Source organism: Pandoraea sp. B-6 (assembly GCF_000282835.1).
Lineage (GTDB): Bacteria > Pseudomonadota > Gammaproteobacteria > Burkholderiales > Burkholderiaceae > Pandoraea > Pandoraea cepalis.
On the sequence record NZ_KB290561.1, the window covers coordinates 1 to 17,624 of the forward strand.

16 protein-coding genes and 2 pseudogenes are annotated in these 17,624 nt (G+C 64.6%); 7 read left to right on the forward strand and 11 right to left on the reverse strand.

The window, feature by feature from the left end:
• From A985_RS28375 to dctP, 4 genes and pseudogenes are all read right to left on the reverse strand, one after another.
• Positions 1 to 371, reverse strand: a pseudogene (locus A985_RS28375) (hypothetical protein); the annotation flags it as partial.
• 113 nt (positions 372 to 484) lie between these two features.
• Complete coding sequence (locus A985_RS0122150; RefSeq protein WP_017235569.1) at positions 485 to 1,828, reverse strand: TRAP transporter large permease; 1,344 nt, start codon at positions 1,826 to 1,828, stop codon at positions 485 to 487.
• The gene (locus A985_RS0122155; RefSeq protein WP_017235570.1) at positions 1,825 to 2,415 is read right to left on the reverse strand and encodes a TRAP transporter small permease; all 591 of its coding nucleotides are present in this window, start codon (positions 2,413 to 2,415) and stop codon (positions 1,825 to 1,827) included. The genes A985_RS0122150 and A985_RS0122155 overlap by 4 nt, the downstream gene beginning before the upstream one ends.
• The gene (dctP, locus tag A985_RS0122160; protein ID WP_017235571.1) at positions 2,412 to 3,458 is read right to left on the reverse strand and encodes a TRAP transporter substrate-binding protein DctP; all 1,047 of its coding nucleotides are present in this window, start codon (positions 3,456 to 3,458) and stop codon (positions 2,412 to 2,414) included. Before dctP ends, A985_RS0122155 begins: the two co-directional genes overlap by 4 nt.
• A 340-nt stretch (positions 3,459 to 3,798) precedes the next feature.
• Between dctP and A985_RS0122165 the strand changes: the two genes are divergently transcribed.
• Positions 3,799 to 4,470, forward strand: coding sequence for a GntR family transcriptional regulator (locus tag A985_RS0122165; RefSeq protein ID WP_017235572.1), 672 nt, complete (start codon positions 3,799 to 3,801; stop codon positions 4,468 to 4,470).
• Between the two features lie 89 nt (positions 4,471 to 4,559).
• Here the strand turns inward: A985_RS0122165 and lgt are convergent, their stop codons facing one another.
• Together lgt and A985_RS0122175 are read right to left on the reverse strand one after the other, a co-directional pair.
• A complete protein-coding gene (gene lgt / locus A985_RS0122170) occupies positions 4,560 to 5,450 on the reverse strand; it encodes a prolipoprotein diacylglyceryl transferase (RefSeq protein ID WP_017235573.1) in 891 nt (296 codons plus the stop codon).
• Between the two features lie 201 nt (positions 5,451 to 5,651).
• Complete coding sequence (locus tag A985_RS0122175) at positions 5,652 to 6,599, reverse strand: LysR family transcriptional regulator (protein WP_017235574.1); 948 nt, start codon at positions 6,597 to 6,599, stop codon at positions 5,652 to 5,654.
• Between the two features lie 220 nt (positions 6,600 to 6,819).
• Here A985_RS0122175 and ilvD (A985_RS0122180) point away from each other — a divergent pair, with 220 nt between their 5' ends.
• From ilvD (A985_RS0122180) to A985_RS26635, 3 genes are all read left to right on the forward strand, one after another.
• The gene (ilvD, locus tag A985_RS0122180) at positions 6,820 to 8,688 is read left to right on the forward strand and encodes a dihydroxy-acid dehydratase (RefSeq protein WP_026132292.1); all 1,869 of its coding nucleotides are present in this window, start codon (positions 6,820 to 6,822) and stop codon (positions 8,686 to 8,688) included.
• 257 nt (positions 8,689 to 8,945) lie between these two features.
• On the forward strand, positions 8,946 to 10,619 hold the full coding sequence (ilvD, locus tag A985_RS0122185) for a dihydroxy-acid dehydratase (protein ID WP_017235576.1): 1,674 nt from the start codon (positions 8,946 to 8,948) through the stop codon (positions 10,617 to 10,619).
• A 200-nt stretch (positions 10,620 to 10,819) separates the two neighbouring features.
• Complete coding sequence (locus A985_RS26635) at positions 10,820 to 11,206, forward strand: c-type cytochrome (protein WP_017235577.1); 387 nt, start codon at positions 10,820 to 10,822, stop codon at positions 11,204 to 11,206.
• Between the two features lie 89 nt (positions 11,207 to 11,295).
• On the opposite strand, the gene A985_RS26640 is transcribed toward A985_RS26635, so the two are convergent.
• Genes A985_RS26640 through A985_RS0122205 form a run of 3 tightly spaced genes read right to left on the reverse strand, consistent with a single transcriptional unit; the run spans position 11,296 to position 13,576 of the window.
• Positions 11,296 to 11,649: a DUF2486 family protein gene (locus tag A985_RS26640; RefSeq protein ID WP_017235578.1), complete on the reverse strand. Its 354-nt coding sequence runs from the start codon at positions 11,647 to 11,649 to the stop codon at positions 11,296 to 11,298.
• The gene (locus A985_RS0122200; protein WP_017235579.1) at positions 11,646 to 12,068 is read right to left on the reverse strand and encodes a DNA polymerase III subunit chi; all 423 of its coding nucleotides are present in this window, start codon (positions 12,066 to 12,068) and stop codon (positions 11,646 to 11,648) included. Before A985_RS0122200 ends, A985_RS26640 begins: the two co-directional genes overlap by 4 nt.
• Entirely contained in the window at positions 12,065 to 13,576 is a 1,512-nt protein-coding gene (locus A985_RS0122205; RefSeq protein WP_017235580.1) for a leucyl aminopeptidase, read from the reverse strand. The genes A985_RS0122200 and A985_RS0122205 overlap by 4 nt, the downstream gene beginning before the upstream one ends.
• Before the next feature lie 91 nt (positions 13,577 to 13,667).
• Here A985_RS0122205 and lptF point away from each other — a divergent pair, with 91 nt between their 5' ends.
• Genes lptF through A985_RS0122220 form a run of 3 tightly spaced genes read left to right on the forward strand, consistent with a single transcriptional unit; the run spans position 13,668 to position 16,325 of the window.
• Positions 13,668 to 14,795: an LPS export ABC transporter permease LptF gene (gene lptF / locus A985_RS0122210; RefSeq protein WP_017235581.1), complete on the forward strand. Its 1,128-nt coding sequence runs from the start codon at positions 13,668 to 13,670 to the stop codon at positions 14,793 to 14,795.
• Complete coding sequence (gene lptG, locus A985_RS0122215) at positions 14,795 to 15,934, forward strand: LPS export ABC transporter permease LptG (RefSeq protein WP_017235582.1); 1,140 nt, start codon at positions 14,795 to 14,797, stop codon at positions 15,932 to 15,934. The genes lptF and lptG overlap by 1 nt, the downstream gene beginning before the upstream one ends.
• Before the next feature lie 10 nt (positions 15,935 to 15,944).
• Positions 15,945 to 16,325: a sirohydrochlorin chelatase gene (locus A985_RS0122220; protein ID WP_017235583.1), complete on the forward strand. Its 381-nt coding sequence runs from the start codon at positions 15,945 to 15,947 to the stop codon at positions 16,323 to 16,325.
• A 121-nt stretch (positions 16,326 to 16,446) separates the two neighbouring features.
• Here A985_RS0122220 and cobA read toward each other — a convergent pair whose 3' ends face one another.
• Positions 16,447 to 17,235, reverse strand: a complete 789-nt coding sequence (gene cobA, locus A985_RS26645) for a uroporphyrinogen-III C-methyltransferase (RefSeq protein WP_051060341.1) — start codon at positions 17,233 to 17,235, stop codon at positions 16,447 to 16,449.
• Between the two features lie 84 nt (positions 17,236 to 17,319).
• Positions 17,320 to 17,624, reverse strand: a pseudogene (locus tag A985_RS29575) (sulfate adenylyltransferase); the annotation flags it as partial.

A 17,624-nucleotide genomic window follows, 5' to 3' on the forward strand; every position in this document is an offset into this window, starting at 1 on the left:
GCGGAGTCCGTCAGCCGCGCCGCCAGGCACAGCGTCAACTGCCGCCGCAGCGCGCTCTGCGCACGCGGCGACAGCGTTGCCGGCGTGACCTTGGCGCTCCCTTTACCGTCCTTGCCGTCTTTCGGCCCGCCGCCGTGCCCCCCCGATTTACCGCCGCCGCGGCCGAACCACTGTCCCAGGCGCGCCCCGAGCGACGGCTTGGGCGACGGTACCGGCGCGCTCACGTCAGACACGGTCTCGGGCGTGCCCCGCCCCGGTTGGGAAGGCGACGACGCGGATGGCGAGGACGAGGCCATCGCGGTAGACGACGCGGCCATCGTTGAGTCCATCTCCGACGGACTCAACGAGACGGGAACGGACATGGCTGACATGATTGGCTCATCCTTCATGGCTTCCTGACATTGCGCCCGGGTAGGCAAGCACACCGGCTATACCGCGATGACGCACCCTCCAGCGAATATTGCCGCATTTCGTGAAAGCGCTCTCATCCCATCAGTCGATCCGGCAACCACAGCGACAAGCCGGGCAACGCACAAATGAGGACCACGGCCAGCACCATCAACACCACAAACGGCATCACGCCCCACACGATGTCGCGCAACGCAATGTCGGGCGCCGTATTCTTGATGACGAAGATGTTGAGTCCTACGGGCGGATGAATCAACCCCAATTCCATGACGATCGTCATCACCACGCCGAACCACACCAGGTCGAAGCCGGCGGCCCGCAGCGGCGGCAGAATGATCGGCGCGGTCATCAGGATGATGCTTACCGGCGGCAGGAAGAAGCCGAGCACGACCACCATCAGCAGAATGGCCGTGAGCAGCACCCAGCGCGACAAATGCAGCCCCACGATCCATTGCGCCGCCGACTGGCTGATGTGCAGATAGCTCATTACGTACGAATAAAGCAGCGACATGCCGATGATGAACATGAGCATGGTCGACTCGCGCAACGTGCCGGTCAGAATCGGCGCAAGCTGACGCGGGTTCCACATCCGATAAATCACGGCGATGAGCCCGATCGCGAGCAGGCCGCCGAGGCCAGCCGTCTCCGACGGCGTGGCATAGCCGCCGTAGAGCGCCGCCATCACGCCGATGAGCAGCGTCACGAACGGCAGCACGCGCGGCAACAGCGCCAGCTTCTCGCGCATCGTGGCCGGCGGCTCGCTCGGGAACGGCGACGGCGTGCCGTCGCGGGCGAGGGCCACTTGCGCGCGCGCATACTCGTGTCGGTAGCGCCACGCCGCGTAGCAAGAGAAAAGCCCCACCAGCAGCAGCGCGGGCACGATTCCGGCGAGGAACAGCCGCCCGAGCGACTGCTCTGCGGCCACCGCGTAGAGAATCATCGTGATCGACGGCGGAAGCAGAATGCCCAGCGTTCCGCCCGCCGCGATGATCCCCGCGGCGAATCCCGGCGAATAGCCGCGCTGGCGCATCTCCGGAATCCCTGCACTGCCGATCGCGGAGCACGTCGCCGGGCTCGATCCGGCCATCGCGGCGAACAGCCCGCAGGCGAACACATTGGCGATGCCCAGACCGCCCGGAATCCGGCGCATCCACGCGTGCAATGCCAGATAGAGGTCCTGGCCCGCGCGTGACTTGCCGATGGCGGCCCCCTTCAGAATGAACAGCGGAATCGAAAGCAGCGTAATGCTCGCCATCTCCTCATAGACGTTCTGCGTGATCGTATCGAGCGACGAGACCGGCATGAAGCCGAGCATGAACGCCACCGCCACGGCCCCCAGGGCAAATGCGATGGGCATGCCCGAGAACATGGCGACGAGCGTCGCGCCACCATAGAGCAATCCGATACCGAGTTCGCTCATGCATGCCCTCCCGTACGATCCGATCCGAGCGGTGCGTCATGGCCCGCAGGTTTTCCCATTTCGCCGGCGCCAATCGCCACTTGCAACAGCAATTGCACCGTGAGCAACGTCATGCCGAAGGCCATCAGGCCATACGGAATCGACAGGGGCGGCCCCCACGTCGAACTGCTCGTCTGGCCATCGACATAGGCTTCCCAGAACAGCGTCCACGACTTCCATGCGAAAAAGCCGCAGAAAGCGAACGAGACCATGTCCACGCACCAGCGCCGCACCCGGTTCACGCGCGGCGAGAGCAAGGTCGTGATCGCTTCGATGCCGATGTGCCCACGCAAATGCTGCACATGCGCGGCTGAGACGAAGGTCGCGCCGACCAGCAGGAACACAGCGGCTTCGTCCTGCCAGTCGGTGGCGAGCTTGAGCACGTGCCGCGCGAACACGCTGTAACTGAGCACGAGCGCGGCCCCGACCAGCGCCAACATGCACACGACCATGAGCAGACGACTCACGCCCTGTAACAGGGCGTCGAGCCGCCGCAGCAGGCGAGTGCGTGCCGCCGCCGGTTCCGCGCTCACGGCGGCCCCACTCATGCAGGCACCTGCTGGGCGAGCGCGAGCAGTTTCGCGCAGGTGTCGGATCGGCCCGCGTAGTCCTTCCACGCGGTGCGTCGTGCGATGTCGCGCCACTTCATCACCGTTGCCTCGTCGAGGTCGTAGACCTTCGCGCCGGCCTTGGTATAGACGCTGGCGATCTGCGCATCGTCGGCCTTGGCGGCTTCGGTGCCGAACGACTCAAGTTCCGCCCCCACTTGCAGGATCGCCTGCTGTTGGTCCTTGGGCAGCTTGTCGAAGACCTGCTTCGACATCAACAGCGGTTCGAGCATGAACCAATACGACTTGTTGCGCCCGGTGGTCAGATGCTTCGATACCTCTTCGAGACGGAACGACATCAGGCTCGTCGACGAAGTCATCGCCGCGTCCATCGCGCCCGTCTGCATGGCGGCGTAGAGTTCGTTCGACGGCAGCGAAATGACGGCCGCGCCGGCCTCTTTGAGCATCATGTCCATCTCGCGGCTGCCGCCGCGCACCTTGAGCCCCTTGGCGTCGTCAGGCGAAACGAGCGGCTTGGCGCGGCTCGCAACGCCGCCTGCCTGCCAGACCCAGCTCACGATCACGACGTTCTTCTCCGCCAGCACATCGGTGAGCACCTTGCCGATCTCGCCGTGGCGCCACGCAGCGCCCTGCGCATAGGACGTCACCAGCCCCGGCATCAGCCCGATGTTGAGTTCGCGGACTTCGCCCCCGGCATAGGGCAGCGGATAGAGCGAAAGATCAAGGGCTCCGCGACGCAGCGCCGAGAACTGCGCATTAGTCTTCATGAGCGAACTGCCCGGATAGACCTGAAACTTCAGCGCGCCGTGGGTGCGCTTCTCGACTTCCTGCGCGAACTTGCGGCAGAGCCGATCGCGGAAGTCGCCTTCGGTGAGCGTGCCGCCGGGGAATTGATGGGAAATCTTGAGCGGGCCGGACTGCGCGAATGCGTTGCCCCATGGGCTGGCCAAGCCGCCGGTGGCGAGTGCCGATGCGGCACCGAGCATGAGTTGCCGCCGCAGCGGGGAATGATTTGTCTCCATGGCGTCTCCTGTCACTTCTGTCAGTGGTGAACCAGCGAAGCCCGGTGCCTGACATCGCCCGCTGCGGGTTTTGCTTCCCGCCGCGGGTGCACCACCGGTTCGCCGGCACTGCATGTACGGATGACTGCTTTGATTTTTGGTATTTCGAGTGCGCGAGTTGCCGCTCTCGGGATGAAATCGTATAGTCAATCCAGCATGGTGTATACAAATTGACCATCAAAATAATACATTTTCGGCGTATACCCCGATCTTCAAGGCGGGCTTCAAGCGTTACTTTGACAACCATGAATCCGATTGAGCCCCGTGCGACGGGACCGAAACACAACCCAGCGAGAGCGTCATGACCGTAAAACCGAAGCGATCGGAAGCGCTACGCCAGGCGATCGAGGAGAAGATTGCCGTGGGCGAGTACCCGCCCGGCATGCGTCTCGACGAAGTTGAACTGGCGAGCGCGTTCGGCGTGTCGCGCACGCCCCTGCGCGAGGCATTGATTCAATTGGCGTCGTCGGGGGTCATCGAGATTCGTCCTCGCCGGGGCGCCGTGGTCGCGCAGATCGACCCGCAGCGCTTATGCGAGATGTTCGAAGTGATGGCGGAACTCGAATCGATGTGCGGGCGCCTCGCCGCGCGCCGCATCACCGAAGAGGAACTGGCCGAATTGCGCGAGACGCACGAGGCCAGCCGGGCGGCGGCCGAGGCGCGGGACATCGACACTTATTACGAAGTCAACGCGCATTTCCACGCGTTGATTTATCAGGCCAGTCACAACACCTATCTTCAGGAAACGGCGTTGCAGCTGCACCGACGACTGCGCGTGTACCGCCGCTTGCAACTGCGCGTACGCGACCGGCCGAACCAATCGTTCTCCGAACATGACGCCGTCTTCCGCGCCATTGAAGCGGGCGATGCCGACGCGGCATCGGAACGGCTTCGCGGCCACGTCACCGTGCAGGGAGAGCGCTTCGCTGATCTGATGGCCTCATTGCGCGCGCTCGAGCGCAAGGCGAGCTGAAGCTTGCCCCAAAAGCCAACGGGCCGCCGGAGGAAACATCTCCGGCGGCCCGTTGGCTGAATCTCTGTGGCGCAGCGCCTGCCGACGCCTTAGGCGCGAGACCGCGCTGGCCGGCGGCGATACGCCCACACGAGCATGATGATGCCCGCGACGATCATCGGCATCGACAGCCATTGGCCCATCGACAGCCCGAACGAGAGCAAGCCGAGGAACGCATCGGGCTCACGCGTGAATTCCGCGAGAAAGCGGAAGACGCCGTAGCCCACCAGGAACATGGCGGACACCGCGCCCACTGGCCGCGCGCGTCGCGCGAAGAACCACAACAGCAGGAACAGCGCCACGCCTTCGAGCGCGAATTCGAACAACTGCGACGGATAGCGGGGCAGCCCGTGGAATTGCGCGAACACCGCCGCCATCGCCTGATCGGCCATCGCCTGCGGATGCGCCATCGCCCACTGAACGTCTTCGCCCGCCGATTGCGGGAACAACATTGCGAAGCGCGAATCGGGTGACGTCACGCGTCCCCACAATTCCCCGTTGATGAAGTTGCCCAGACGACCTGCAGCGAGCCCCAGCGGGATCATCGGTGCGATGAGATCGGTGCCTTCAAGCAGCGAATGGCCACGACGGCGAGTGAACAGCCACATCGCGACGAGCACGCCAAGGAAGCCGCCGTGGAACGACATGCCGCCTTCCCACACCTTGAAGATGTCGATCGGATTCGCCAGATAAAACGCCGGCTTATAGAAGAGCACGTAGCCGAGACGTCCGCCAAGAATCACCCCGAGCACGCCATAGAACAGCATGTCGTCGAGATCCTGCACCTTCCAGCCTTGCGCGGCGATGGACGGCTGGCGCACGCGCACGCGCCCCACGACCAGGAACAGAATGAAGCCGACCAGGTACATCAGGCCGTACCAGCGGATGGCGAGCGGGCCGAGATGAATCGCGACCGGGTCGAATTGAGGATGAATCAGCATGGATCAGAAGAATCGATTCGTGAACAAAAGTTCCGTCGGAGGGCGGATGCGCTATCAAGGCAACCCATTGCTGCCGTCGAGTGGCACGCCAGCGACAGCTCGCCTGGGCAACTGAACCGGCAGGCGTTGGGATGGGCAGCACAATACCACGAGTGCCCCCTATCGCGGCGGCCTGGCGGGCACCGCCAATCACAGCGACCTTCAGTTCGTCAGCGTTGCCCCCGGTGGGGTATGGGCCACCGCGCGCGCCGTTTCGAGAAATCCTTCGAGGACCGGGGTGACTTCGGCCGTTCGCCAGAGCAGGCCCGTCTCGATGAGGGTGCTCGTCTCGCGCAGCGCGCGATAGGTCACGCCGGTGCGGCGCAGATGGCACAGCGATTGCGGCACCAGGGCCACGCCCATGCCCGCCGACACCAGGCTCACGATGGTCTGCATTTGAATGGCCTCCTGCCCCACGCGCGGCGTGAGGCCAAGTGCGGCGTAGCAGCCCATGATGATGTCGTAGAACGCCGGCGCCACGCGCCGTGGGAAGATGACGAGCGGTTCGTCGGCAAAGTCGGCCAGACTGACCGGGGCGCCCGGCTGGGCGTCGGCAGCGGTGTCGTCGCCGGCAGCCATGCCCCGCCCGGCCGGCAACGCCAGCATCAGCGGTTCGCGCACGATCGGCAGATAGGACAGTTCGTTGGCGTAACGAGCAGGCACCGGCGGGATGAAGAGGCCGGCGTCGATGCGTCCATCCATGAGCGCCTCGACTTGCACGTCGCTCGTCGCTTCGAGCAGTTGCAGACGCACGCGCGGATAGCGCTCGCCGAACTCGCGCAGCAGCGGCGGCAGAATGCCATAGTCCGCCGTGGAGACGAAGCCTAGCGAGAGCGTGCCGACCTCCCCATGCGCCAGCCCCTGTGCGAACGCGGGCAGCGCGTCGGCGTCCGCCAGAATGCGCCGTACCTCGGGCAGTAGTTGCCGGCCCACGGCCGTCAGCTCCACCGACCGGTTGGTCCGCACGAAAAGCGGGGCCCCCAACGACGCCTCCAGCGCCCGGATCTGCTGCGAGAGCGGGGGCTGGGTCATCGACAGACGCTGGGCCGCACGGCCGAAATGCCGCTCTTCGGCCACCGCGACGAAGTACCTAAGTTGACGTAGATCCATGATATGTTTTTCGACTCAATCCGAGTCAAATAATATATTTGACAAGCATTCAAGGAAAGACGAATCTTGACGTCCGGCCGACGCTGACGTGCCGCGCGGCCATGGCAGCTTTGCCCAGCCACGCGCAAGTCCAGACCGAATCCAGAGCGAATTCAGACCGAATGTCGCCTGGCGGCCCCGTATTCGTTCATCCCACAAGCACAGCGTTCCAGAGACGACCATGCCTCAATACCGTTCCCGCACCTCGACCCACGGCCGCAACATGGCCGGCGCCCGCGCCCTGTGGCGCGCCACCGGCATGAAAGACGACGACTTCGGCAAGCCGATCATCGCCGTGGTCAACTCCTTCACGCAATTCGTGCCGGGTCACGTGCACCTGCGCGATCTGGGCGCTGTGGTCGCCAAGGAGATCGAAGCGGCCGGCGGTGTAGCCAAGGAATTCAATACCATCGCCGTGGACGACGGCATCGCCATGGGTCACGGCGGCATGCTGTACTCGCTGCCGTCGCGCGAGCTGATCGCCGACTCGGTGGAATACATGGTCAACGCGCACTGCGCCGATGCCATGGTCTGCATCTCGAACTGCGACAAGATCACCCCGGGCATGCTCATGGCCGCCATGCGCCTGAACATTCCGGTCGTGTTCGTCTCGGGCGGCCCGATGGAAGCGGGCAAGGTCAAGAATGGCGACGGCCAGGTCATCGCCAAGATCGACCTGATCGACGCCATGATCAAGGCAGCCGACCCGAAAGTGAGCGACGCCGAAGTCGCGGAAATCGAGCGCAGCGCCTGCCCGACGTGCGGTTCGTGCTCGGGCATGTTCACCGCCAACTCGATGAACTGCCTGACCGAAGCCATTGGTCTCGCGTTGCCGGGCAACGGCACCATCGTCGCCACGCACGCCTGGCGCCGCGGGCTGTTCGAACAGGCCGGCCGTCTCGTGGTCGACCTGTGCCGTCGCTATTACCAGGAAGACGACGCCTCGGTGCTGCCGCGCAACATCGCGACCAAGGCAGCGTTCGAGAACGCCATGGCGCTCGACGTGGCCATGGGCGGCTCGACCAACACGGTGCTGCACCTGCTCGCCGCCGCGCAGGAAGCCGGCGTCGACTTCAAGATGGCCGACATCGACCGCATCTCGCGCAAGGTTCCCTGCCTGTGCAAGGCGGCCCCGGCGACCGACAAGTACCACATCGAAGACGTGCACCGTGCGGGCGGCATCATCGGCATTCTGGGTGAACTCGCGCGCGGCGGGCTGCTCGATACGTCTTGCGGCAACGTACACAGCGGCACCCTCGGCAACGCCATCGCGCAGTGGGATGTGGCCGCCGACGCGGGCGACAAGGCGCACACGTTCTACAGCGCCGCCCCTGGCGGTGTGCCCACGACCATCGCCTTCAGCCAGTCGTCAATCTATCCGTCGCTCGATCTGAACCGGGAAACCGGATGTATCCGCGACAAGGAACACGCCTATACGAAGGACGGCGGCCTGGCCGTGCTGTACGGCAACCTCGCCGAGAAGGGCTGTATCGTGAAGACGGCCGGCGTCGACGAATCGCAGTGGGTGTTCACGGGCCGTGCGCGCGTGTACGAAAGCCAGGACGATGCCGTCGACGGCATCCTGGGCGATCAGGTCCAGCCGGGTGATGTGGTCGTGATCCGCTACGAAGGCCCGAAGGGCGGCCCGGGCATGCAGGAAATGCTGTACCCGACCTCGTACCTGAAATCAAAGGGGCTGGGCAAGACGTGCGCCCTGTTCACGGATGGCCGGTTCTCGGGCGGTTCGTCGGGTCTGGTGATCGGCCACGCCTCGCCGGAAGCGGCCGAAGGCGGCATCATCGGTCTGGTGGAAGACGGTGACGTGATCGAAATCGACATCACCCAGCGCAAGATGCATCTGGCCGTGTCCGACGACGAACTGGCGCGCCGCCGCGCCGCCATGCAAGCCCGTGGCGACCAGGCATGGCAGCCGGCGAATCGCGAGCGTGTGGTGTCGCAAGCACTGCAAGCGTACGCCGCGCTGGCCACCTCAGCCGACCGCGGCGCGGTGCGCGACCTGTCGCAACTGAAGCTGGGCAAGCGCGGATAACGCAAAGAATGCGCAACGAAAGCGCCGATTGAAGTGGTCGGTGCGATCGATGCGATCGGCGTGAATCACGGGAGCCGTCGCGTGCGGCGGCTCCCGCGCAGAACTTGACGTAAAGTGACGCAGTAGTGAAGCAGCAATGCCCTTGAGCGGCGCACCCGGACGACGGGCGTACCGCCAGCATGACAGCGTGATACAACAACGCTTGTGCGCGACGCTGCGGTAGCCTGTGGCGTGGTGCATCCCCACCGGAGACCGTCATGGCATTCAACCGTCGTTCGCGAAACGTCACGCAAGGCGTGGCCCGTTCGCCCAACCGCTCGATGTACTATGCGCTGGGCTACAAGGAAGAAGACTTCGACAATCCGATGATCGGCGTGGCCAACGGCCATTCGACGATCACCCCGTGCAACGCGGGGCTGCAGCGGCTGGCTGACGCCGCCGTCGATGCCATCAAGACCCATCAGGCCAATCCGCAGACGTTCGGCACTCCCACTATTTCCGACGGCATGTCGATGGGCACGGAGGGCATGAAGTACTCGCTCGTCTCGCGCGAAGTCATTGCCGACTGCATCGAGACCGCCGTGCAGGGGCAGTGGATGGACGGCGTGGTCGTGATCGGCGGCTGCGACAAGAACATGCCGGGCGGCATGATCGCGCTGGCGCGCATCAACGTGCCGGGCATCTATGTCTACGGCGGCACCATCAAGCCGGGCAACTGGAAGGGCAAGGATCTCACCATCGTCTCGTCGTTCGAGGCCGTGGGCGAATTCACCGCCGGGCGCATGACCGAGGCCGATTTCAAGGGCATCGAGAAGAATGCGTGTCCGTCGACCGGGTCGTGCGGGGGCATGTACACGGCCAACACGATGAGTTCGTCGTTCGAGGCGCTGGGCATGTCGTTGCTGTATTCGTCGACGATGGCCAACCCCGATCAGGAAAAGGTCGACTCGGCGGCCGAATCGGCGCGCGTGCTGATCGAAGCGGTCAAGAAAGATCTCAAGCCACGCGACATCATCACGCGCAAGTCCATCGAAAATGCAGTGGCGCTCATCATGGCCACGGGCGGTTCCACCAACGCAGTGCTGCACTATCTCGCTATCGCGCACGCTGCCGACATCGACTGGAGCATCGACGACTTCGAGCGCATTCGCGAGCGCGTGCCGGTCCTGTGCGACCTGAAGCCGTCGGGCAAGTACGTGGCGACCGACTTGCACAAGGCCGGTGGCATTCCGCAAGTGCTCAAGATCCTGCTCGACGCCGGCCTGCTGCACGGCGATTGCATGACGATCACCGGCCGGACCCTCGCGGAAGAACTCAAGGACGTGCCGTCGGTGCCGCGTGCCGACCAGCATGTGATCTTCCCCATCGACAAGGCACTCTACAAGGAAGGGCATCTCGCGATCCTCAAGGGCAATCTGGCGGAAGATGGCGCCGTCGCGAAGATCACGGGCCTGAAGAATCCGGTCATCACCGGCCCGGCGCGCGTGTTCGACGACGAGCAAAGTGCGATGGACGCGATCCTCGCCGACAAGATCCAGGCAGGCGACGTGCTCGTGCTTCGCTACCTCGGTCCGAAGGGTGGGCCGGGTATGCCGGAAATGCTGGCCCCCACGTCGGCAATCATCGGCAAGGGACTCGGCGAGACGGTCGGCTTCATTACCGATGGCCGATTCTCGGGCGGTACGTGGGGCATGGTCGTCGGGCACGTGGCGCCCGAAGCGTTCGTGGGCGGCACGATTGCCCTCGTGCACGAAGGCGACTCGATCACCATCGACGCGCACAAGCTGCTGCTGCAACTGAATGTGCCGGACGATGAACTGGCAAGGCGTCGCGCCGCGTGGAAGGCGCCCGCGCCTCGTTATACCCGGGGCGTCATGGCAAAGTATGCCGCACTGGCACAACCGGCCAACAAGGGGGCGGTCACGGGCTGACCTTGACGTTGGAACGCACGAACGGCACCGCTTGCCTCCCTGGCCACGGTGCCGTTTTTTCATGCACCTTTGTGCCGAGTCGCGCATTGTGCGCGCCGCCTTATAATGGCGCATCGATGCGCCTGCCCAACGTCGTAACCCATGGACGTCCAACTCACGCAGCCCCGCATCGGGATCTGTGAACGATCGGGGAGTATCGAATGAAGGCAAGCAACGGCAAGTCTGCCGGGGCGATGGTCGGTGCGTGGCTGTTGATCGCGGCGGGCGCTGCTCTCGCGCAGACAACCCCGCCGTCGCCGTCGGCCACGGGGGCGCAATACACGCAAAACGCCCAAGCCATGGAAAAGCTCGCCCGCGAGCGCAATTGCATGACCTGCCACGCCGTCGACCGGACGTTGCTCGCGCCGTCCTACCGGGACATTGCCAAACGTTACGAAGGTCAGCCTGGCGCCGCCGCCGATCTTGCACGAACCATTGCGGACGGCAGTCGCGGTAAATGGGGAAGTATTCCGATGCCCGCCAGCCCACAGCTCGCCCCGGGCGAGGCGAGCCGTCTGGCACGCTGGATTCTTGGCCTCGGACATTGAGGCGTCGGGCACTGAGGCCTCGGATGCACGGCCGTAAGCGTTGCTGCGCGTTACAGCAAGGCCCGTCGGCAACCACCGCCCCTCGAGCGCTACGAACGAACCTGCTTCGCGACCTCTTCGATCACCGCCTGCCGGATTCGGTCCGGCAATTGCGCTTGCAAAGCGTCGGCGACCTGCTTGCCGATCAGTTGCACCAGCCAGGACGTCTGATCGATCAGTGCGTCGTGACAGCGGCGCTCCACCATCGTCGTGATTTCATCGGCCAGTTGCAGCGTGAGCCGGGCACTCACACGCTCGGCAAACACCGCGACATCGGCCGGCACACCCAGCTCGGCTGCCGGCGCGGCCGGGTCAGCATCCGGCACCGGCGTTGCCTCCCCGGGGGCGAGCACTTCGGTCAGCGTGGGAATGCCGGGGTCCGTGCGCTCGGGCTCATTCGTCACGATCCGCCTCTCTGGTCGTAATTGTTGAGGGTGTAGCCGCGATCGCGGTAGAAACGATAGCGTTCGCGCGCACCGGACAATTCGTCCGGCGTGTCGCCCACGATCTCGACCACGCGTTCGAAGCGTGCGAAGTGCGTCGGCACGCTGCCCGCCAGATTCAGCAGCACCTGATGATGCTGCACCTCTTCATCGAGGGCGGCCAGCACGACGGGTGTCTGCGGGGCAAGCGGGTCCTGGGTGAAGCAATGCGGCACGAATTCGAGCGGCGAGAACGTCCACAGCGTCTGGTCGAACGCGCGCAGCACGTCGGGCTCACCGACGACCACGAGCGTTTGTCCGGCGCCGTAGACCTTGCGCGCGAACCGGCACGCGTAATCGAGCCGGTTCGCCACGTGCGTGTGGAAGTCGACGCGCGTCACCGGGCTTCGCGATCGATCAGGAATTGCGTAAGCAACGGCACCGGACGCCCCGTCGCCCCCTTGGCCGCCCCGCTCTTCCATGCCGTGCCGGCGATGTCGAGGTGGGCCCATTCATACTTCTCGGTAAAGCGCGACAGGAAGCAGGCTGCCGTCACGCTGCCGGCCGGGCGCCCGCCGATGTTCGCCATGTCGGCGAAGTTCGACTTGAGCTGCTCCTGATACTCCTCCTCGACCGGCAAACGCCAAGCCGTGTCGCCCGCCGTGCGACCTGCCGCGAGCAGTTCGTCGGCGAGCGCGTCGCTCTTCGAGAAGAGACCCGTGTTCACGTGACCAAGCGCGATGATGCAGGCGCCCGTGAGCGTGGCGACGTCGATCACGGCGGCCGGCTTGAAACGCTCGGCATAGGTGAGCGCGTCGCACAGGATCAGGCGGCCTTCGGCATCGGTGTTGAGCACTTCGATCGTCTGGCCGGACATGCTGGTCACCACGTCGCCCGGCTTCGTCGCACGCCCGCCCGGCATGTTCTCCGTGGCCGGCACGATGGCGATGACGTTGAGCTTGAGGCCCATCTCGGCGACGGCACGCATCGTTCCGAGCACAGAGGCCGCGCCGCACATGTCGTACTTCATCTCGTCCATGCCTTCACCGGGCTTGATCGAGATGCCGCCCGAGTCGAACGTCACGCCCTTGCCGACCAGCACGATCGGGGCCTGCTTGGCGGCGCCACCTTCGTACTTGAGCACGATGAACTGCGGCGGCTGCACCGACCCCCGGGCGACCGACAGGAACGAGCCCATCTTGAGCGCTTCGATCTGCTTCGGCCCGAGGATGTCGGCCTTGAGCTTGAACTCGCGCGCGAGCTTGCGGGCCGTATCGGCCAGATAGGTCGGCGTGCAGACGTTGCCCGGCAGGTTGCCCAGGTCCTTGGTGAGCGCCATGCCGTTGGCGATCGCCTCGCCGTGCCTGGCCGCGACCTTGGCCGCTTTCAGGTCCTCGGGCGCCACCGCGAAGAGCACCTTGCGCAGCGCAGTGTTGGCCGGCTCGGCCTTGCTCTTCATCTGTGTGAAACGGTAGGTCGCCTCGCGCAGGGCGAGGATCGAGGCGCACACGGCCCAGGCGGTGTCCCGCTTGGCCACCGCGGCTTGCGGCAGTGTCCAGATGGCATCGGACGCACGCGACGCCAGCACCGCGCGCGCGGCGGCGCGCGCGGCTTCGTTGAAGCCCTTGGGCGAGAACTGGTCTTCGCGGCCCAGACCGACGAACAGCACACGTGCCTGGCTCCATCCGGCGACCTCATGCAGCATCAGCGTGCTGCCGAGCTTGCCATCGAGTTCTCCACGCTTGACCATGCGGGCGAGCAGGCCCTTGCTGACGACGTCCAGCGCCTTGGCGAGCCCCGCGAGCGGCTGGTGCTCGAACACACCGACCACCAGACACTCCGTCTTGGCGTTGGCAAGGCCGGCCTGACCGGCCTTGGTCGAATCGAAGGCTTTTGTGCTAAAGTCCATCGCGCTTTCCTCGGGTAAAATTCGTACGATCCGCAATTATCCGCTTTTTTCCCCGCTCGCCCAACCGCGAGAGCACCCCAATCGCCATCACATGATTTTTCAGCGTTCCCTGCAGCGCGAGCTGAACTACACCGCCGGGGCCGTCTTCATGGTGCTGATCACCGTCATGCTCACCACGATGATGATCCGCATCCTGGGCTTCGCCGCGTCCGGGAAAGCCGACCCGCGCGACGTCCTCGTGCTCATCGGCCTGGCCGTGATCGGCTACCTGGCCATCATTCTGATCGTGACGCTGTTCGTCTCGATTCTGTTCGTGCTCACCCGCTGGTACCGCGACTCGGAAATGGTCGTGTGGTTCGCCTCGGGCCTGTCGATCACCCACTTCGTCAAGCCGGTGCTGCGCTTTGCCACGCCCTATCTGGCCGTGATCACATTCTGCGCACTCGTGGCCTGGCCGTGGGCGAACCAGCAGATCTCCGCGCTCGAAGCCCGCTTCGCCCAACGCGACGACGTCTCGATGATCGCGCCGGGCCAGTTCCGCGAAAGCGCCGCGAGCCACCGGGTGTTCTTTGTCGAGACCGTTTCGCCGGACGCGACCAAGGTGCACAACGTTTTCGTCTCCGGCACCGAGAACGGCAAGGTCAGCGTAGTCGTCTCGAAAGAGGGGCATATCGAAACGGCCAAGGACGGCAATCGCTACATCGTGCTGGAAAAGGGCCGTCGCTACGATGGCGTGCCCGGCCAGCCCGATTACCGTGTGATGGAGTTCGAGCGCTATGGCGTGAAGATCGACAACCCGGCAGCCGCGCCAACAGACAACACCCCGACCAAGGGGGTACCGACCCTGCGCCTGTTCCGTGAAATCCAGAACCCGATCTTCCGCGGCGAGATCGTCTGGCGTATCGGCCTGCCGCTGCTCGCGCTCGCGCTGGTGTTGCTCGCCGTGCCGCTGGCCTATCAAAACCCGCGCCACGGCCGCACCGTCAACCTGATCATGGCCGTGCTCATTTACCTCGCGTACACCAACCTGCTGAGCCTCTCGCAGGCGTGGGTGGCGCAAGAGCGCATGCCGCTCGCCATCGGCGTGTGGTTGTTGCACGCGCTCGCCATGGTTGTCATCGTGCTGCTTTACCTGCGCCGCGTGCGCTTCCGTGGGCTGTTCGGACGTCGTCGTCTCAGCCGGTCCGGCGGGATGCCTGCATCGGGAGGGATTCGCTGATGCGCATCTATGAGAAATACTTTGCTCGCCAGATCTATCTGGCGTTCCTGTTCGTGCTGCTCGCGTTCGTCGGTCTGTTCGTCTTCTTCGACCTGGTGAGCGAACTGGGCGACGTCGGCCGTGGGGGATACCGCTTCCAGCATGCCCTCGCCTACGTGCTGCTGTTCGCGCCGCAGCGCATGTACGAAATCATTCCGGTCGCCGCGCTCATTGCCGCCATCTATGTCTGCGCACAACTGGCGGGCAACTCGGAGTTCACGATCTTCCGCGTCTCGGGGCTCTCGACCGGTCAGGCGTTGCGCTCGTTGCTGAAAATCGGTTTCCCGATTGTGCTGATCACCTTCGTCATTGGCGAGTACGTCGCACCGAATGCCGAGCAACTCGCGCAGAAGATTCGTCTCGAAGCGCTGGGCAGTTCGGTCTCGGCAGGGTTTCGCTCGGGTGTCTGGGTCAAGGACACCGTCGATCAGGACGGCTCGCGCGTCACCCGCTTCATCAACGTCGGCACGCTCAATCCCGACAACACCATTGCCAACGTTCGCATTTACGAATTCGACGACAAGTTGCGTCTCGACAGCGTGCGACTGGCCAAGCTGGGGCAGTTCGAAGCGCCAAACTTCTGGAAGCTGACAGACGTGTCCGAAACGGTCTTCAGCGCAACGGACGATACCTCGGCCGGCACCGATCCGCTGCGCGCCCTGGTGCAGAGCAAACAGGTGCATATCGCCACGGTGCAGATGCGCTCGGAACTCACACCGCAGATCCTGCCCGTGCTGATGGTCTCGCCCGACAACATGGCCATCGGCAGCCTCTATAGCTACATCGGCCACTTGAAGGAAAACCAGCAGAACACCGACCGCTACAGCCTCGCGCTCTGGCAGAAGCTGCTGTATCCGTTCGCCGTCTTCGTGATGATGGCGCTGGCGCTGCCATTCGCCTATTTGCACGCGCGCGCCGGGGCCATCGGCCTGAAGGTGTTCGGCGGGATCATGCTCGGCATGAGCTTCCAGTTGATCAACAACCTGTTCTCACACCTGGGCTTGCTCAACACCTGGCCGGCGTGGTTCACCGCCGCGTTACCGTCGTTACTCTATCTGGTGCTCGCCATCGCGGCGTTGCGCTGGGTCGATAAACACTGAGCCGCCGATCATGTCCAGCAAACCCGGCATCGTCCTGTTCGCCCACGGATCCCGCGACCCGCGCTGGGCCGAACCGTTCGAGCGTCTGCGCGACAAGCTGAGCGCCCGGCGTCCCGACGCCGACGTTCAGCTAGCCTTTCTGGAACTGATGACACCGAACCTCGGCGACGCCGTGGCGACCATGACCTCGAGGGGAACGTTCGATATCACGTTGGTGCCGGTCTTTTTGGGCCAGGGTGGCCATGTGAGGCGTGATCTTCCGGCGCTCGCCGACGCTTGCCGCGCCGCCCATCCCCAGCTCGACTTGCGCGTGAGCGCCGCCATCGGCGAGGACGACACAGTGCTCGACGCCCTCGCCGACTATTGCGGCAGGATGATGGACGGCGGCTGAGGGAAATCGCCTCATCTCGGCAGGGCATCGCCAGAATGAGAAAACGGCGTCACAGGGTGAACTGTGACGCCGTTTTGCGTAAACCTTTACCGGCACCAATGACGCTGCCTGACGCTCGCCGTCAGGCCGCCATCGCCGCCTGCGTCGCCCACTCGTGCAACGACGCGGCATCCGCATGTGCGAACGCCTCGCCGATGAGCAGGACACTCGGCTGCGACGCGTCGAACCACGACGCCGCCAACCCTTGGCGAACATCGTCCAGCGTAAGGCGCACACGTCGCTCGCGCGATGTCGTTGCGGCCTCCACGATCGCCACGGGTGTCGCTGCGGGCTTGCCGGCCGCGATCAATTCCACTGCAATGCGCTGGGCACTGTCTCGTCCCATGTAATAGACGAGCGAATCGGCCGACGCCTGCGCCGCGATCTCGGCCGACTCGGGCGCACGGCTTTGCGTGGCGAAGGCCACACTGCGGGACACGCCGCGCAGCGTCAGCGAACGCCCCAGCGCCGCCGCACTGGCCAGCGCCGCCGTAATGCCAGGCACGACTTCCACTGCAATGCCTGCCGCCTCCAGCGCGCGCAACTCCTCGTCGGCGCGACCGAACAGCATCGGATCGCCGCCCTTCAAGCGCACCACCAGCGCGTGGGTCCGCGCGTGATCAATCAACTGCTTGTTGATGAAGTGCTGCGCACTCGATTGCCTCCCGCAACGCTTCCCGACAGCAATGCGCTTGGCCTGCGGGCACAACGCCAGCATCTCGGGTTCGATCAGCGCGTCGTGCAGCACCACGTCGGCCTGAGCCAACAGTCGTGCGCCGCGCACCGTGATCAGATCGGCCGCGCCGGGGCCCGCCCCAACGAGATAGACCTTGCCCGGCGCCGTACCGGTTTGCGAGGAAGTCACCGTCATGATGTCGCCATGGTTCGTGAGGATTGGCGCCGGCCCCATCCGGGGGACCGTGCGCCGGGTAACGCAATATGCAATACGCAATAATTACGCCGCGAGGCTGCGGATCATGCCCGCTGCCACCGTGTGGTGCGTGGCTTCGTCGATCAACACGAACGCGCCCGTAGCCGGGTTCGCGTCATAGGTGTCGGCGGCCACCGGCTTCTGCAAGCTCAACTGCACACGGCCGATGTCGTTCATGGCGAGGGTCGCCTTGTCCGTGCCGTGCAAGAGCGTGCTGACGTCGAGCACCGTGTCCACGCTGCCGACCTTCACGTACACCGTGCTGGTCGCCTGCTTGAGCAGGTATTTGCGCTGCGGCGCGAGGGCATCCTCATCGAACCAGCACACGT

Bases quoted from the DNA above. Each gene is read 5' to 3' on its own strand.
- A985_RS0122150 (WP_017235569.1), bottom strand. From the start codon at position 1,828: ATGAGCGAACTCGGTATCGGATTGCTCTATGGTGGCGCGACGCTCGTC.
- A985_RS0122165 (WP_017235572.1), top strand. From the start codon at position 3,799: ATGACCGTAAAACCGAAGCGATCGGAAGCGCTACGCCAGGCGATCGAG.
- lgt (WP_017235573.1), bottom strand. From the start codon at position 5,450: ATGCTGATTCATCCTCAATTCGACCCGGTCGCGATTCATCTCGGCCCG.
- A985_RS0122175 (WP_017235574.1), bottom strand. From the start codon at position 6,599: ATGGATCTACGTCAACTTAGGTACTTCGTCGCGGTGGCCGAAGAGCGG.
- ilvD (WP_026132292.1), top strand. From the start codon at position 6,820: ATGCCTCAATACCGTTCCCGCACCTCGACCCACGGCCGCAACATGGCC.
- cobA (WP_051060341.1), bottom strand. From the start codon at position 17,235: ATGACGGTGACTTCCTCGCAAACCGGTACGGCGCCGGGCAAGGTCTAT.
- dctP (WP_017235571.1), bottom strand. From the start codon at position 3,458: ATGGAGACAAATCATTCCCCGCTGCGGCGGCAACTCATGCTCGGTGCC.
- lptG (WP_017235582.1), top strand. From the start codon at position 14,795: ATGCGCATCTATGAGAAATACTTTGCTCGCCAGATCTATCTGGCGTTC.
- A985_RS26635 (WP_017235577.1), top strand. From the start codon at position 10,820: ATGAAGGCAAGCAACGGCAAGTCTGCCGGGGCGATGGTCGGTGCGTGG.
- ilvD (WP_017235576.1), top strand. From the start codon at position 8,946: ATGGCATTCAACCGTCGTTCGCGAAACGTCACGCAAGGCGTGGCCCGT.
- A985_RS0122205 (WP_017235580.1), bottom strand. From the start codon at position 13,576: ATGGACTTTAGCACAAAAGCCTTCGATTCGACCAAGGCCGGTCAGGCC.
- A985_RS0122155 (WP_017235570.1), bottom strand. From the start codon at position 2,415: ATGAGTGGGGCCGCCGTGAGCGCGGAACCGGCGGCGGCACGCACTCGC.
- A985_RS0122220 (WP_017235583.1), top strand. From the start codon at position 15,945: ATGTCCAGCAAACCCGGCATCGTCCTGTTCGCCCACGGATCCCGCGAC.
- lptF (WP_017235581.1), top strand. From the start codon at position 13,668: ATGATTTTTCAGCGTTCCCTGCAGCGCGAGCTGAACTACACCGCCGGG.